This window comes from Paraburkholderia sp. PGU19, from assembly GCF_013426915.1.
Classification (GTDB): Bacteria; Pseudomonadota; Gammaproteobacteria; order Burkholderiales; family Burkholderiaceae; genus Paraburkholderia.
Map to the genome: position 1 here is coordinate 484,983 of NZ_AP023180.1, position 16,852 is coordinate 501,834.

Annotated in this window: 12 protein-coding genes; 10 read left to right on the forward strand and 2 right to left on the reverse strand. The window is 61.6% G+C overall.

The annotated features are described in order from the left end of the window. The first annotated feature begins 66 nt into the window (after positions 1-66). From H1204_RS19840 to H1204_RS19875, 8 genes are all read left to right on the forward strand, one after another. Complete coding sequence (locus H1204_RS19840) at positions 67-2,130, forward strand: NADH:flavin oxidoreductase (protein ID WP_180732373.1); 2,064 nt, start codon at positions 67-69, stop codon at positions 2,128-2,130. Between the two features lie 2 nt (positions 2,131-2,132). Next, on the forward strand, positions 2,133-4,052 hold the full coding sequence (locus H1204_RS19845; protein ID WP_180732374.1) for a (Fe-S)-binding protein: 1,920 nt from the start codon (positions 2,133-2,135) through the stop codon (positions 4,050-4,052). 3 nt (positions 4,053-4,055) lie between these two features. After that, positions 4,056-5,234, forward strand: coding sequence for an electron transfer flavoprotein subunit alpha/FixB family protein (locus H1204_RS19850; RefSeq protein WP_180732375.1), 1,179 nt, complete (start codon positions 4,056-4,058; stop codon positions 5,232-5,234). Next, positions 5,231-6,010, forward strand: a complete 780-nt coding sequence (locus tag H1204_RS19855; protein ID WP_180732376.1) for an electron transfer flavoprotein subunit beta/FixA family protein — start codon at positions 5,231-5,233, stop codon at positions 6,008-6,010. The genes H1204_RS19850 and H1204_RS19855 overlap by 4 nt, the downstream gene beginning before the upstream one ends. Before the next feature lie 41 nt (positions 6,011-6,051). Further along, positions 6,052-7,332, forward strand: coding sequence for an aromatic ring-hydroxylating dioxygenase subunit alpha (locus H1204_RS19860; RefSeq protein ID WP_180732377.1), 1,281 nt, complete (start codon positions 6,052-6,054; stop codon positions 7,330-7,332). 52 nt (positions 7,333-7,384) lie between these two features. Further along, on the forward strand, positions 7,385-8,539 hold the full coding sequence (locus tag H1204_RS19865; RefSeq protein WP_042314044.1) for a hybrid-cluster NAD(P)-dependent oxidoreductase: 1,155 nt from the start codon (positions 7,385-7,387) through the stop codon (positions 8,537-8,539). A gap of 914 nt (positions 8,540-9,453) precedes the next feature. Further along, entirely contained in the window at positions 9,454-10,323 is an 870-nt protein-coding gene (locus H1204_RS19870) for a glycine betaine ABC transporter substrate-binding protein (RefSeq protein WP_180732378.1), read from the forward strand. 140 nt (positions 10,324-10,463) lie between these two features. Further along, positions 10,464-12,119, forward strand: a complete 1,656-nt coding sequence (locus H1204_RS19875; protein ID WP_180732379.1) for an APC family permease — start codon at positions 10,464-10,466, stop codon at positions 12,117-12,119. A 56-nt stretch (positions 12,120-12,175) separates the two neighbouring features. Here the strand turns inward: H1204_RS19875 and purU are convergent, their stop codons facing one another. Further along, positions 12,176-13,054, reverse strand: a complete 879-nt coding sequence (gene purU, locus H1204_RS19880; protein WP_180732380.1) for a formyltetrahydrofolate deformylase — start codon at positions 13,052-13,054, stop codon at positions 12,176-12,178. A 150-nt stretch (positions 13,055-13,204) separates the two neighbouring features. Beyond that, positions 13,205-14,131 carry a LysR substrate-binding domain-containing protein gene (locus H1204_RS19885; protein ID WP_180732381.1) on the reverse strand — a complete coding sequence of 309 codons (927 nt, stop codon included), beginning with the start codon at positions 14,129-14,131 and terminating at the stop codon, positions 13,205-13,207. A 141-nt stretch (positions 14,132-14,272) separates the two neighbouring features. Here H1204_RS19885 and betC point away from each other — a divergent pair, with 141 nt between their 5' ends. Next, positions 14,273-15,814: a choline-sulfatase gene (gene betC, locus H1204_RS19890; protein ID WP_180732382.1), complete on the forward strand. Its 1,542-nt coding sequence runs from the start codon at positions 14,273-14,275 to the stop codon at positions 15,812-15,814. Between the two features lie 83 nt (positions 15,815-15,897). After that, positions 15,898-16,821: a choline ABC transporter substrate-binding protein gene (locus H1204_RS19895; RefSeq protein WP_243468772.1), complete on the forward strand. Its 924-nt coding sequence runs from the start codon at positions 15,898-15,900 to the stop codon at positions 16,819-16,821. Positions 16,822-16,852: the final 31 nt, after the last annotated feature.

The following is a 16,852-nucleotide window of genomic DNA, read 5'->3' on the forward strand; positions in this document are numbered from 1 at the left end:
TACGCCGCGCGCTGGCTGCGTGACTGAAACAAGAGACTGAATCGAACCCGCCCGAGGTCGCCCGCAATGCGTTACCCCAATCTGTTCAAACCCTTGACGCTCAATCAGCTGACGCTGCGCAACCGCATTGTCAGCACCGCGCATGCCGAGGTGTATGCCGAACCGGGCGGACTGCCCGGCGACCGCTATATCCGCTATTACGAGGAAAAGGCCAAGGGCGGTGTGGGCCTCGCCGTGTGCGGCGGGTCGAGCCCGGTGTCGATCGACAGTCCGCAAGGGTGGTGGAAGTCCGTCAACCTGTCGACGGACAAGATCATCGATCCGCTGTCGCGTCTCGCTGAAGCAATGCATCGCCACGGCGCAAAGATCATGATTCAGGCGACGCACATGGGCCGCCGTTCTGCGTTCCATGGCGAGCACTGGCCGCATCTGATGACGCCTTCCGGCGTGCGCGAACCTGTGCACCGCGGCAACGCGAAGATCATCGAGGTCGAAGAAATCCGCCGCATCATCAGCGACTTCGCGGCGGCTGCGAAGCGCGTGAAAGACGCGGGCATGGACGGCATCGAAATTTCGGCTGCGCACCAGCATCTGATCGATCAGTTCTGGAGCCCGCGTACGAACTTCCGTACCGACGAATGGGGCGGCTCGCTCGAAAACCGTTTGCGTTTCGGCGTCGAAGTGTTGCAGGCAGTGCGCGAGGCAGTGGGCAAGGACTTCTGCGTCGGCCTGCGCATGTGCGGCGACGAGTTCCATGAGGACGGCCTCGATCACGAGCAGCTGAAGGAAATCGCGCAGGCGATGTCGGAAAAAGGATTGATCGATTACATCGGCGTGATCGGTTCCGGCGCGGATACGCACAACACGCTCGCCAACTGCATGCCGCCGATGGCGCTGCCGCCCGAGCCGTTCGTGCATCTCGCAGCGGGCATCAAGTCGGTCGTCAAGCTGCCCGTGATGCACGCGCAAAGCATCCGCGATGCAGGGCAGGCGGAGCGTCTGCTCGCGAACGGCATGGTCGATCTGGTCGGCATGACGCGCGCGCAGATCGCCGATCCGCACATGGTCATCAAGATTCGCGATGGCCGCGAAGACGAAATCAAGCAGTGCGTCGGCGCGAACTACTGTATCGATCGCCAGTACAACGGCCTCGATGTGCTGTGCGTGCAAAACGCAGCGACCTCGCGCGAAGCGACGATGCCGCATGTGATCGAGAAAACGCGTGGACCGCGCCGCAAGGTGGTCGTGGTCGGCGCGGGCCCGGCGGGACTCGAAGCAGCGCGCGTCGCGCGGTCGCGCGGTCACGATGTCGTGCTGTTCGAGAAGAGCGATGCCGTCGGTGGCCAGATCATGCTGGCCGCGAAAGCGCCGCAACGCGAACAGATGGCGGGCATCGTGCGCTGGTTCGACATGGAAACGAAGCGTCTGGGCGTCGACCGGCGTCTGGGCGTCGAAGCCGACGAGAAGATGATTCTTGCCGAGAAGCCCGACATCATCGTGCTCGCCACGGGCGGCACGAGCTTCACGCAGCAAGTGCCTGCATGGGGCGTCGAAGAAGGTCTCGCCGTGAGTTCCTGGGACATTCTGTCGGGCAAGGTCGAGCCGAAGCAGAACGTGCTCGTCTATGACGGTGTAAGCACGCATGCAGGCGCAGGCGTGGCCGACTTCATTTCGAGCCGTGGCTCGAAGGTCGAGATCGTCACGCCGGACGTGAAAGTGGCGGATGACGTCGGCGGCACGACGTTCCCGATTTTCTATCGGCGTCTGTACGCACAAGGTGTGATCCACACGCCGAACTACTGGCTCGACCGCGTGTACGAGGAAGACGGCAAGAAGATCGCCGTGATCCGCAACGAGTACACGGAAGAGCAGGAAGAGCGCGTCGTCGATCAGGTCATCATCGAAAACGGCAGCACGCCAAACGACGCGCTGTACTGGAAGCTCAAGCACGAATCGGTGAATCGCGGGCAGTTGGACGTGCACAAGCTCTTCGCAGCGGAACCGCAACCGTCGCTTTCGGAAGAACTCGGCAATGGACGCTTTTTGCTGTTCCGTGTCGGCGACTGCATCTCGATGCATAACATTCACGGCGCGATCTACGACGCGCTGCGTCTCTGCAAGGACTTCTGACGATGAGCCCGGCGTTTCTCATCACCGCGTTGTTGTGGATATCGGTCGCCGGCCTTGCGTTCGCGGTCGCAAAACGGGCGGCTTACTGGCGTCTCGGACGGGCAACGGCAGCCGGCGCATTCGGCTGGACCAATCTGCTGACCATTCCGAAGCGCTATTTCGTCGATCTGCATCATGTCGTGGCGCGCGATCCGTACATCGCGAAGACGCACGTCGCGACGGCGGGCGGTGCGATTGCGGCGTTCGCGCTCGTCTTCATCAACTACGGCCTCGCGATCTATTCGCCCTGGCTCGACCGGCTGATCTTTCTGGCTGCGCTGATCATGCTGGTGGGCGCCGTGTTCGTATGGCGTCGGCGCCACGCGAAGGATGTGCCCGCGCGGCTGTCGCGCGGTCCGTGGAATACGCTGCCCTGGCTGCTTGGCTCGTTCTCGCTTGGTCTGTTGTTGTACACGCTGTTGCCGGCCTCGGCAATGTCGGGTGGACTCGCGATCATCTTCGCGCTGCTGATTGCGGCAGGCGCGTTCGCGATGACGTTCGGCGCGGCGCGTGGTGGTCCGATGAAGCATGCGTTGGCAGGTCTCTTGCACCTCGCGTTTCATCCGCGTCAGGAACGGTTTGCAGCGAAAGGCGACGTGCGTCGTGAAGCGGATGTTCCGCCGACTGCGCTCAAAACGCCCGTGCTCGAACAGAACGAATACGGTGTCGGCAAGCCGGTCGAGTTTCGCTGGAACCAGTTGCTGAGCTTCGATGCATGCGTGCAGTGCGGCAAGTGCGAGGCGGCTTGTCCCGCGTTTGCAGCAGGCCAGCCGCTCAATCCGAAGAAGCTGATTCAGGATCTCGTGACGGGCATGGTCGGCGGCACGGATGCGGCGTATGCAGGCAGCCCGACGCCTGGCATCAAGGTCGGCCAGCATGGCGGCGAGCCGCAGCGTCCCATTATCTCCAGCCTGATCGAAGCCGATACGGTGTGGTCGTGCACGACGTGCCGCGCTTGTGTACACGAATGCCCGATGCTGATCGAACACGTGGACGCGATCGTCGACATGCGCCGCAACCAGACGCTCGTACACGGCACGGTGCCCGGCAAGGGGCCCGAAGTGCTCGCGAATCTGCGCGAAACGGGCACGATGGGCGGCTACGACAAGGCGGCGCGCTACGACTGGTCGGTTGATCTGAGTTCGCCTGTCGCGCAGCCGGGTAAAGCTGTCGATGTGCTGCTCGTCGCCGGCGAAGGCGCGTTCGACATGCGCTATCAGCGCACGTTGCGCTCGCTCGTCAAGGTGCTGAACAAGGCTGGCGTCAACTACGCGGTGCTGGGTGGTGAAGAAACGGATACGGGCGACGTCGCGCGCCGTCTTGGCGACGAGGCCACGTTCCAGCGCATGGCGAAGCAGATGATGGGCACGCTCGCGACGCTCGATTTCAAGCGCATCGTCACTGCCGATCCGCACGTCATGCACAGCCTGCGCAACGAGTATCGCGCGCTCGGCGGCCGCTATGAAGTGCTGCATCACACGACGTTCCTCGCGGAACTCGTCGCGAGCGGCAAGCTGTCGCCGAAAGCCATCGCTGCGTACAACGACAAAACGATCACGTATCACGATCCCTGCTATCTGGGCCGCTACAACGGCGAAACGGAAGCGCCGCGCCAGTTGCTGAAGACGATCGGCATCAAGGTCGTCGAGATGGAGCGGCACGGCAAGCGCGGCCGTTGCTGCGGCGGTGGCGGCGGTGCGCCGCTGACGGATATCCCCGGCAAGCAGCGCATTCCCGATATCCGCATCGCCGACGCCCGTTCGATCGGCGCGGACGTGGTCGCGGTGGGTTGCCCGAACTGCACGGCGATGCTCGAAGGCGTGGTCGGTCCGCGTCCCGAGGTGCTCGATGTGGCTGAACTCGTTGCGGCTGCGCTGGAGTGAACGATGAATACGACCATCAAACGTATCGATCCGCGCCGGCCCTTCGTCATCACGGCAGCAGGACTGAAGCGCATCACACTTGGCGCGGAGCATGTCGCGGGTGCATCGACTGATCATGCGCTGCATGCTGGCGCGCATGGCCATGCCGCTGTCAAAACGCTGCGTACGACGCAAGTGTCGCAACGCACGCTGCTCGTCGTCGCGCACAGCGACCGTGGCGGTCTCGACGATCACGCGCGTCAGGCGCTGGCGGCTGCCGCCTTGATTGCGGACGCGGGGACGCAAGTCGCGCTGCTGGTGCTCGGCGAACTAAAGGATGACGCCGCCGCGCTCGGCGCGGACAAGGTGATCGAACTGCCGTCGTTCGACCGCCGCACGTTTGCACCGGAACGCGAAGTGCAAGCCGTCGCGGCGTGCGTCGCGCAACTCGCGCCCGCGCATATCTTCATGCCCGACAACGCGACAGGCGACGGCGATCTCGGCCGACGCTACGCGGCGCTCGCAGGCGCAAGCATCGCGACACATGTGGTGCAGATCGACGCGAAGCAGGTGTCGACGTATGCGCAGGCGAAGAAGGCCTATGCGTCGCGCGCATTGCCCGACGTGATTCTGCTTGCTGCAGGTGCGGTTGATACGCGGTTGCCGTTCATCGGCGCAGGCGAACGGCTCGAACTCACGGCATTCGCTCAAGCGAACGACGCGTCGAACGGCGCATACCGTGACCTCGGTATCGAGGAAATCGATGCCGCGCAGGTCGCGCTGGAAGAAGCGGACTTCATCGTGTCGGCAGGTAACGGCGTGACGGATGTCGCCGCGTTCGAAAAGCTCGCGAGCACGTTCGGCGCGGCAATCGGCGCGAGCCGCGTGGCCGTCGACAACGGCATGTTCACACGCGACAAGCAGATCGGCGCGACGGGCAAGACTGTCGAGGCGAGTGTCTACATTGCGTTCGGCATTTCCGGCGCGGTGCAGCACTTGCAGGGCATCAAGGATTGCCGCCACGTGATCGCGGTGAATCTGGACGGCAGCGCGCCCATCGTCAAGCGCGCGAACCTGACGATCATCGGCGATACGCAGGCGACCATCGCGTCGCTGATCGACGCGATCGACCGGGCACGCTCGGGCCGTGGGGCGGGCGCTGCGCCCGCTGTGAAGCAGATCGTCGAAGGAGTCGCGGCATGAACGGCAAGCTCGAAAAAATCGCGGTGCTCGTGTCGGTCGGCAAGCATCCTGTCAGCGGCGTCGCGCGCTATAGCCGCAACGATGCCGCCGCGCTCGAAATCGGCCGCCAGCTGTCGAGCCAGCACGCCGCGCGACTCGACGTGCTGCATGCGGGTGATCCGGGTAATCCCGCACTCGAGGAGTACCTGGCGCTCGGCGCGGAGCGCGTCGAAGTGCTGACCTGCGCAGACAACGGAGACGCCGTGGGCCTGCTCGCGGCCCGGCTCAAAGGCTATGACCTCGTGCTGACGGGCACCTGTGCCGAAGGCGCGTTCGACAGCGGCATGCTGCCTTACCGGCTCGCGGACGTGCTGCAAGTCCCGCTGGTCGGCACGGCCGTCGAAGTGTCGATTGCAGGCGGCCGCGCGACAGTGCGGCAATTTTTGCCGAAGGGCGAGCGCCGCCGCGTCGAGGTCGCGTTGCCCGCCGTCGTCGCCGTGCATCCGCTCGCCACCGTGACGCCGCGCTACGCGTACGCACGACTGCGCGCCGGCACGATCGCGCCGCAGCGTGTGGAAGCGGGTGCCGACGCGGAAGCGGCGCAATGGACGCTCGCGCCCGTCACGCGCAAGCCGGTCCGGCTGGCCGCCGCGGAGAAGCGCACGGGCCATGCCCGCATGCTGTCCGCGACCACTACGGAAAGCCGGGGCGGCAGCGTCGTAATTGAAGGGACTTCGGTCGAAAAAGCACAAGTGATACTCGATTATTTGCGCGAGCATCAACTCATCGAATACTGATTTTGCGCCGCACCCACACGGCCTCGGAACCCGGAGCACACATGAAAGTATCGGCAGACATTCGCGCGCTGGTCGATCGGCGCAAGAAGGGTTACAGCCTCGAAGCACCGTTCTATCTGAGCGAAGAAATCTTCTCGCTCGATATGGACGCGATTTTCCGTCAACACTGGATTCAGGTTGCCGTCGAGCCGGACATTCCCGAGCCGGGCGATTACGTGACCGTCGAACTCGGCAACGATTCGATCCTGATCGTGCGCGACGACGATATGCAGGTGCGCGCATTCCACAATGTGTGCCGCCATCGTGGCGCACGCCTGTGCAACGAGGACAAGGGTTCAGTTGGCAATATCGTGTGTCCGTATCACAGCTGGACGTACAACCTGTCGGGCGAGCTGATGTTCGCCGAGCACATGGGCGAGAAGTTCGACCGCTGCAAGCACAGCCTGAAGAGCGTGCATGTCGAGAACCTGGCCGGTCTGATTTTCGTGTGCCTCGCGGAAAATCCGCCCGTCGATTTCGCCGTGATGCGCGCCGCGATGGAGCCGTATCTGCTGCCGCACGATCTGCCGAACTGCAAGATTGCCGCGCAGATCGACATCATCGAGAAAGGAAACTGGAAGCTCACGATGGAGAACAACCGCGAGTGCTACCACTGCGTCGCGAACCATCCCGAGCTGACCATTTCGCTCTATGAGTACGGCTTCGGCTACCAGCGTTCGCCTGCGAACGCGGAAGGCATGGATGCGTTCGAGCGCACCTGCATCGAGCGCGAGAAGCAGTGGGAAGAGATGGGTCTGCCTTCTGTTGAAATCGATCAACTGTCAGACGTGACGGGTTTTCGCACGCAGCGTCTGCCGCTCGATCGCAGCGGCGAATCACAGACGCTCGACGCGAAGGTCGCATCGAAGAAGTTGCTCGGCGAGTTCGAACAGGCCGACCTGGGTGGGCTGTCGTTCTGGACACAGCCGAATTCGTGGCATCACTTCATGAGCGATCACATCGTGACGTTCTCGGTGATTCCGCTGTCGGCGGGCGAAACGCTGGTGCGCACGAAATGGCTCGTGCACAAGGATGCGCAGGAAGGCGTCGATTACGACGTGAGCAACCTGACGGCCGTGTGGAACGCGACCAACGACCAGGACCGTACGCTCGTCGAATATTCGCAGCGCGGCGCGTCGAGCAGCGCTTACGAGCCGGGTCCGTATTCGCCGTACACGGAAGGGCTCGTTGAGAAGTTCAGCGACTGGTATGTGCAGCGCCTTGCGGCGCATGTCGAGAGCCCGGTGGCGGAGCAACGCACGATCAATATCAAGGCCGTTTAAGGCCGGCTGCAGATAAAACCAACCGGATGCCTGGCGGCAAGTGGAGCAAGCAATGATGCGCGATGCAGCAACCTTCGGACCCGTCGAAAGCCGCGTGACGAAGCCCGAATTCTGGAGCGCGTTGCCGGCGCGCTGGACGAGCGATGTCGAGGAAACGCTGGTCTGCTGCCAGGTTCGTCAGGAAACGCACGACGTGAAGAGTTTTTTCTTCCGTTCGCCGGAAGGCCGTGCGTTCGTGTTCGAGCCGGGGCAGTTCATCACATTGGAGCTGGAGATCGACGGCGAGACGATCAATCGCTGCTACACGATTTCATCGTCGCCGACGCGGCCGCATACGATTTCGATCACTGTGAAGCGTGTGCCTGGCGGCAAGGTGTCGAACTGGCTGCACGATAATCTGCAGGCGGGTGCGCGCGTGCGGGTGCTGGGGCCCGCGGGTGAGTTTACGTGTGCGCGGCATCCGGCGCGGAAGTATCTGTTTTTGTCGGCGGGGTCTGGCATTACGCCGTTGATGTCGATGAGTCGCGCGCATCATGAGTTGAGTGAGGATCGCGATATCGTGTTTGTGCATAGCGCTCGCACGCCGGACGATATTATTTTCTCGCGGGAGCTTGATCTGATTGCTTCTAATCAGGTTAATTTCAGAACTTCGTTTGTTTGTGAGCGGGTTGGGAGTCGGACTAACTGGCCTGGGGTGACTGGATTTTTGACGCTGCCGCTGCTGAAGCTGATTGCGCCGGATTTTATGGAGCGGGAGATCTTTACCTGCGGTCCTGCGCCTTATATGCAGGCTGTGCGCAATCTGCTCGATGAGGCGGGGTTTGATCGCAAGCAGTATCACGAAGAGAGTTTTTCTTTCGAAACGCTGATCGAGAATGAGCCTGAAGTTGCGGCTGAAGTACTCGAGGCCGAAGAGAAGGCCAATGGTGCTGCAAATGGCACGCAAATGTTCTCGGTGAGCTTTTCACGCAGTAACCGGTCGATTGAATGTGGTTCGTCGCAACATGTGCTGGATGCGGCGCGGCAGGCGGGAGTGCGGTTGGCTGCTTCCTGTACGCAAGGGATGTGTGGCACCTGCAAGGTGAAACTCGTGTCTGGCCAGGTGGAGATGAAGCATAACGGTGGGATTCGGCAGCGAGAGATCGATCAGGGGATGGTGTTGTTGTGTTGTAGTAAGCCTTTGAGTGATCTCGTGGTTGATAAGTGAGTTTTTTTTTGTCTGCGACGGCTGGGTGGTTTGCTTGTGCTTTTGCTGGCATCCGCGATTTGTTATCTGGCTTCACGCGTCGCCCCTGTGCGGGGCGGCACCTACTTTTCTTTGCCGCCGCAAAGAAAAGTAGGCAAAAGAAAGCGGCTCACACCGCCAGCTTTTGTTTTTGCCTGAGGGCCCCCAAAGGTTCTTACGCTTCATACGGCAACGGCTCTGTTGGCGCGTGTTGCCAACGCTTTGAATAAGCGCATCATCCGCTTCGAATGCATCTGCACGGGCAAGCGGCAGCGAATGGTATGTGCCGCCCAGGTGGCAAACTGTGTGCAGGTTGTCACGGCGTATAGCTTGGCGCTCTTACAGGGTGGCACGCGTGCGCTATCGGTCCGAAGTGAGGCATATGGTCTCTACGGCCTACACACAGTTTGCCACCTGGGCGGCGGTGGACTATCTGGCACGGCATGCTGCAGCGCGGGTGGGCGAAGCGGGTGAGGCGCACCGCAAGAGCGCTGGCAACGAACGCGAATCGAGAAGTTGCCGCGTGAAGCAAGGGACCCGTTGGGGGCCCTCAGGCAAACACAAGAACTGGCGGTGTGAGCCGCTTTCTTTTGCCTACTTTTCTTTGCGGCGGCAAAGAAAAGTAGGTGCCGCCCCGCACAGGGGCGACGCGTGAAGCACGCTAACAAAGCGCGGATGCTGGCGCAAACGCAAGAATAGGTTCAACGCATGCACGGGTAAGTCATCACGCGGAAGCTAGCGAAAACGCATAGCGGACCACCCAGCGTCGCAGACAAGAACAACAAAAAACCCACGTCGCATACAGACAAGTAAACGTCGCAAACCCGACCACCAAATGCATTCTGGTTAGCGATTCTAAAGCCACACCGCGGCAAGCGGCCACAAGGAGATCGACCATGAAGCACCTTAAAAAACTGATGTTATGCGGTGCGTTGCTCGCCGCGATGAGCGCAATCGGCACCGGCTCCGCGGCAGCGGACACAAAACCGACGATCAAGATCGGCTACGTCGAAGGCTGGGACGACAGCGTCGCCACATCGAACGTCGCTGCACAGATCATCGAAAAGCGCCTCGGCTACCCAGTGCAACTCGTGCCCGTAGCGGCAGGCATCATGTGGCAGGGCGTCGCGCGCGGCGACCTGGACGCGACACTCTCGGCGTGGCTGCCCGTCACGCACGGCGCGTACTGGGATCAGTTCAAGGGCAAGGTGCAAGACCTGGGAGCCAACTATAACGACGCCAAGATCGGCCTGATCGTGCCCGCCGACGTGCCGGAAAAAACCATCGCCGATCTGCAGGCGCATAAGGCCGACTTCGGCGGCCGCATCGTCGGCATCGACGCCGGCGCCGGCGTGATGAAGAAAACCTCGGATGCCATCAAGGCCTACAACCTCGACTATCAACTGATGCCGAGTTCAGGCAGCGCAATGACCGCGGAACTCGCGCGCTCGATGAATGCCAATAAACCTGTGATCGTCACAGGCTGGATTCCGCACTGGATGTTTGCCAAGTGGAAGCTGAAGTTCCTCGACGACCCGAAGAAGGTGTTCGGCGAATCCGAACACGTGGATAGCGTCGTCAATCCGGGTCTCGATACGAAGGCACCACAAGTAGTCGCGTTTCTGAAGAAATTTCAATGGAAGCCGGGCGAAATCGACAGCGTCATGCTGGCGACGGAGAACGGCGCCAAGCCTGCCGACGCAGCCGGATCGTGGATCGCCGCACACGGCGACCGCGTGAACAGCTGGGTAGGCGGAGCACAATAACCGTCCTTCCCTAACGCGTTCTGATGAGCGTTTTGTGATGCTGCAGGTGCGCTGCGCGCGCATCTGCAGTATCGATGTATCCGGTTGTTCGTGTTCCAGCCAGCGCGCAGGCTCCTTCTTACTGCAGATGGAGACTCTGGATGGATCAGGCAAGACTGCGTACCCGCAGTATCGAAGGCGCTACCGACGGCGCCGCACATGAAGGTCATTCGCTGCAACGCGGCTTGACCTGGAAAGACGCATTCTGGGTGACGAACGGCGTGCCCGGCGGCGTGCTGTTTACGATCGGCGGCGTGTCCGCGACGATCGGTCAGCCCGCGTGGGCCATTTGGGTCGCGGCGATCCTGATGGGCCTGATTCAAAGCGCGACTTACGCAGAAATTTCAGGGCTTTTCCCGCACAAGTCGGGCGGTGCGTCCGTCTACGGCGCGATGGCCTGGGTGCGCTATAGCAAGACCATCGCGCCCGTTTCCGTGTGGTGCAACTGGCTCGCCTGGTCGCCGATGCTCGCATTGGGCACGAGCCTTGCCGCCAACTACGCGCTCTCCAGTCTCTATGCGCCCGATGCCGCGATCAACACGTGGCGTCTGACACTGCTCGATCTCGGCTTCATCAAACAAGGGCTTTCGCTGCGCATCAACGCGACGTTCATCATCGCAGCGATTTTTCTGCTGATCACATTCAAATTGCAGCATAGCGGCGCGTCGAAAGCCGCGAAGACGCAGCGCATTCTCGGCATTGCATCGCTTGCGCCCTTGCTGATCGTCGGCATCGTTCCATTCGTGACGGGCGATGTGCCCGCTGCGCATCTGTGGCCGCTGCTGCCGCTCGGACACGATGCGCAAGGCAACGTGACGGCGTCGACATTCGGCTCGTGGAATGGTGCGGGCATCACGATGGCGTTCGGTGCGATGTTCATGGCAGGCTGGGCCGCGTACGGCTTCGAAACGGCCGTGTGCTACACGCGCGAGTTCCGCGATCCGCGCAGCGATACGGTAAAAGCAATCTTCTGGTCCGGCATGGCATGTCTGGTCGTGATGACGCTGGTGCCGCTTGCGTTTCAGGGTGTGTTGGGCACGAAGGGCATGCTCGATCCGAAGATCGCCGACGGCACGGGCGTGGCGGCCGCCATGGCGCATATGGTCGGCGGCGGCGCGCTCGTGTTCGATGTGGTCGTCGTCATGCTGATGCTGACCATTCTGCTGATCGTGATGACGTCGATGATGGGCTCGTCGCGCACGCTGTATCAGGCATCCGTCGACGGCTGGCTGCCGAAGTATCTTTCGCACGTCAACGAGCACGGCTCACCAACGCGCGCGATGTGGACCGACCTCGGCTTCAATCTGATCCTGCTGCTGATGTCGGACTACATGACGGTGCTGTCGATATCGAACGTCTGCTACATGATCTTCGTGTTTCTGAATCTGCAATCGGGCTGGATTCACCGGCTGGATCGCGCGGATGCGGACCGGCCGTTCCGTTGTCCGGCGTGGCTCCTCGCCGCTGGCGCGCTGTGCGGCTATCTGGATCTCGCGTTCATCGGCGCGGGCGCGGACATGCAGGGCGTGGGAACAATGCGCAACGGCCTGATCGCGATGCTGCTGATCGTGCCCGTGTTCATGTTCCGCCATTACGTGCAGGATCGCGGGCGTTTCCCCGCGCGCATGCAGCAGGATATGGAGTGGAAAGGTGGTTTGCGGCCCGCTGGCCTGCGCGGCTTGCTGCCGTATGGCGCGTTGCTGCTAGCCGTGTTCGTCGTATGGTTCTCGCACTATCTGGCGAAGCCGTTCCTTTGATCGACTTTAAGTGATACCGCCGCCGCGTCTGCCTTGCAGCGCGGCGGCTTCTGTTTTCAGAGCACGACAGTTCGGTCGCCGTTGATGAACACACGCCGTTCGACGAACGCCTTCACCGCGCGCGCCAGCGTGATGCATTCGACGTCGCGGCCCACGGCTAGCAGGCGTTCAGGCCCATACGAATGGTCGACACGCTGCACTTCCTGCTCGATGATCGGGCCTTCGTCGAGGTCGTCGGTGACGAAGTGCGCCGTCGCGCCGATCAGTTTGACGCCACGCGCGTGCGCCTGATGATAAGGCCGTGCGCCCTTGAAGCCGGGCAGGAACGAGTGATGGATATTGATCGCGCGTCCCGCGAGCTTGCGGCTCGTTTCATCGGACAGAATCTGCATGTAGCGCGCGAGAATCATCAGTTCCGCGCCGCTCGATTCGAACAGGTCGAGAATTTGCGCTTCCTGTTGCAGCTTCGTTTCAGGCGTCAACGGCAAATGATGGAACGGCAGGCCATGCTGCACGGCAAGCGGCTCGAAGTCGGGATGATTCGATGCAATGCCGGCAATGTCCATTTTCAGTTCACCCATGCGCCAGCGGAATAGCAGGTCGGCAAGGCAATGCTCGAGCTTCGACACCATGATCAGTACTTTGGGCCGCGTGTCGAGATCGTGCATCGCCCACTGCATATCGAAGTCGGCGGCGATGGGGTGGAACTCGCGCCGCAACGTGTCGATATGCAGCGCCGCTTCGGGCGCGCTCGCTACGCCATGAAACACGCAGCGCACGAAAAAACGCTCGCTGATGTCGTCGTCGAACACCGTGAGTTCGTCGATATAGCAGTGGTGCCGATCGAGAAAGCCGACGACGGCAGCAACCTGGCCGGCGGCGCTCGGGCAGGAAAGGGTCAGCGCGAACTGATGCGGGCGATCGGTGGTGGGCATGCGGGTCCTCTGTCATTCGATATGGGATTCCCGCATGGCCGTGCCATTGAACCTGACGCGCAGCGCGACGCGGCAAGCGGGATGATCAAGTAAATCAGCCCAATTTGCGCGCGCATAGAACCGATGCGCCGTGCTCGTGGTATCGGAACGTCAGGCGTGCGCGTGCTCGCCGGCGTCGATCAGTTCGTTGAAAAGCCAGCGCCGGAAGAGCGGCACGGCGGCGGGCGCGGGGCGCGCGGGCGGGCAGACGAGGTAATAGCCGCGTTCGGTGGTGACAGGCGTGTCGAGCAGGCGCACGAGCAGGCCGGATGCGATGAGTTCGTCGGTCAGCGGCGTCCAGCCGAGCGCGACACCCTGGCCCATTAGCGCGGCCTGCACGACGAGCGAATAACTGTTGAACATCATCCCCTGGCTATCTTCCGGTGCTTGAAGACCGTGCGCGGCGAACCATGTGTTCCAGGCAAGCCAGCGCTCGGGGTCGGTCGGCTGCACGTGCAGTAGCGGCAATGCGGCGAGGTCGGCGGCTACCCTTACGGGTGCGTGAAGATTGCGGAACGCGGGCGAGCAGACGGGCGTGACAGCCTCGGCGAAAAGCCGCGTGGACGTGCAGGGCGGCCAATGGCCGTCGCCGAACGCGATGGCGATATCCGCGTGGTCGCGGTGCGGATCGTAGCCGAGTTGCGAGGTGACGATCTTCACGTTGACGCCGGGCATCGACGCCTTGAGGCGGGCCAGGCGCGGCATCAGCCAGTAGGTGGCGAAGCCGGCGTCGGTGAGGATCGTCAATGCGCCTGTCGCGCGGCGCGCGCGGATGTCAGCTGTCGCTTCGCGGATCGTGTCGAGGCCGCTGCGTACGGCTTCATAGAGCAACGCGCCTTCAGGCGTGAGCGTCACGCCGCGATGGCCGCGCTCGAACAATGGGGCGCCGAGGTCCTCTTCGAGTTGCACGATGCGCTGGCTCACGGCGGGCTGCGTCGAGCCGAGCTCGCGCGCGGCGGCTGTGAAGCTCGCGAGGCGCGCGGCCGATTCGAAGGCCGATAAGGTCTGCATCGGCGGAAGACGGTCTGGTCCCGGCATAACATCCCCTTATGGGCCGATAAGCGCACGCCGCCTTCACAACGGTTTAATGAGCGGCAATAGTGACGTACAGGCGGCGCTCGCTGCAATACGAGCGCCACACGTCGATGCGTAACTTCAGGATTTTAATCCTCCCCGCTCATGAGCCTTAATACAAAGCAGAATATCGTTATCTTGATGGCGGACCAGATGACGCCGTTCGCGCTGCGCGCATATGGCAATCAGGTCTCGCTGACGCCGCGCATCGATGCGCTGGCGAAGGAAGGCGTCGTATTCGATTCCGCGTACTGCGCGAGCCCGCTGTGCGCGCCGTCGCGTTTCTCGATGATGGCGGGCAAATTGCCCGCCGCAATCGGTGCTTACGATAACGCCGCCGAATTGCCCGCGCAAACGCTTACGTTCGCGCACTATCTGCGGGCAGCGGGCTACCGGACGATCCTCTCGGGCAAGATGCATTTCTGCGGCCCCGACCAGTTGCACGGCTTCGAGGAGCGCCTGACCACCGACATCTATCCCGCCGATTTCGGCTGGGTGCCGGATTGGGATCGCCCCGACGTGCGGCCCAGCTGGTATCACAACATGAGTTCCGTGCTGGATGCGGGGCCATGCGTGCGCACGAACCAGCTCGATTTCGACGATGAAGTGACCTATACGACGCGCCAGAAGCTATACGATATCGTGCGCGAACGCGCGGCGGGCGGCGATGCGCGGCCGTTTTGCCTCGTCGCATCGCTCACGCATCCGCATGATCCTTACGCGATTCCGCAGCAATACTGGGATCTGTACCGGGACGAAGAGATCGACATGCCGCGCGTGACATTGACGCGCGAAGAGAGCGATCCGCATTCGAAGCGTCTGCGCGATGTCTACGAAGCGGATATCACGCCGCCGACCGAACAGCAAATCCGCGACGCACGGCGCGCGTACTATGGCGCGCTCTCATATGTCGATGCGCAATTCGGCGCGATTCTCGACACGCTGAAGGCAACCGGCCTAGCCGACGACACCATCGTCATCGTCACATCGGATCACGGCGAAATGCTCGGTGAACGCGGGCTCTGGTACAAGATGACGTGCTTTGAAGGCGGCGTGCGCGTGCCGCTGATCGTGCATGCGCCAAAGGACTACCGTGCACATCGCGTGGGTGCGTCCGTCTCGCACGTCGATCTTCTGCCGACGCTGGTCGAAATGGCAACGGGCGCCCGGCGTGCGGAATGGCCCGATTCCGTGGATGGAAAGAGCCTCATCCCGCACCTGCACGACGACGGCGGCCACGACGAAGCGATTGTCGAGTACTTCGCGGAGGGTGCAATTGCGCCGATGGTGATGATCCGACGCGGCAAGTACAAGTTCATTCATACGCCCGTTGATCCGGATCAGCTTTACGATCTTGCGGACGATCCACACGAGCGCGTGAACCTCGCGCAAGATCCGAAGCATGCCGCGCTAATCGACGCATTTCGCAAGGAGATTGCGTTGCGCTGGAACATTCCCGCACTGCATCAAGCGGTGCTTGCGAGCCAGCGCCGCCGGCGCTTTCATTTCGAAGCGACGACGCAAGGCGCGATCCGCTCATGGGACTGGCAACCATTCAATGACGCAAGCCAGCGCTACATGCGCAATCACATCGAACTCGATACGCTCGAAGCAATGGCGCGGTATCCGCGCATCGTCAGCGGCTAGTTGCGGGCAAGAGAGAGAACATTTCAAGACGGGAGTCCACGATGAACATACGCTGGAGAAGTTCGCTTGCGAAGGCCGCATTGATGCTTGCTGCATGCGGCATTGCTTTGACAGGATCGTCGCATGCAGCAGAGCCTCAAAGCTGCACGCAGGTCCGGATGGCCGACCCCGGCTGGACCGATATCGATGCGACCAACGCAGTCACGGGCGTGCTGTTGAAGGCGCTCGGCTATCAGCAGAACGTTTCGAACCTGTCGGTGCCGATCACGTATCAGGGCCTGAAAAAAGGGCAAATCGACGTGTTTCTCGGCAACTGGATGCCCGCGCAAGGTCCGCTCGTCAAGCCGTTCGTCGATGAACGTTCGATCGACGTGCTACATGCGAATCTGACCAATGCGAAATTCACGCTTGCCGTTCCCGACTATGTCGCCGCTGCAGGCGTGCATTCATTCGCCGATCTCGTCAAGCACGCCGACCAGTTCAACGGGAAGATCTATGGTATCGAGCCAGGTGCGCCCGCCAATCAGAACATCAAGAAGATGATTTCCGATAAGGCATTTGGTCTCGGCGACTGGAAGATTGTCGAATCGAGTGAAACGGGGATGCTGACACAGGTCGAGCGCGCGGTGCGAGACAAGCAATGGATCGTGTTTCTCGCGTGGGAACCGCATCTGATGAACACGAAATTCCATTTGACCTATCTGTCGGGCGGTGACGCGTATTTCGGCCCGAACTACGGCGGCGCAACGGTGAATACGGTCACGCGTGCAGGTTTTTCCGGCCAATGCACGAATCTCGCCAGGCTCTTCCAGCAATTGACATTCAATGTCGATCTGGAAAACCAGATCATCACAAATGTGCTGCAAAACAAGGTGGATATCAATACAGCGGCGTTGAATGCGCTGAAAGGCAATCCCGCTTTGTTAAATACGTGGCTCAAAGGCGTGACGACCACGAATGGCGGCGACGGATTGCAGGCTGTGCAGGCGCAACTCGGCATTCATTGAATCGGCATTGTCAGGACTGTCAAATGGCGCG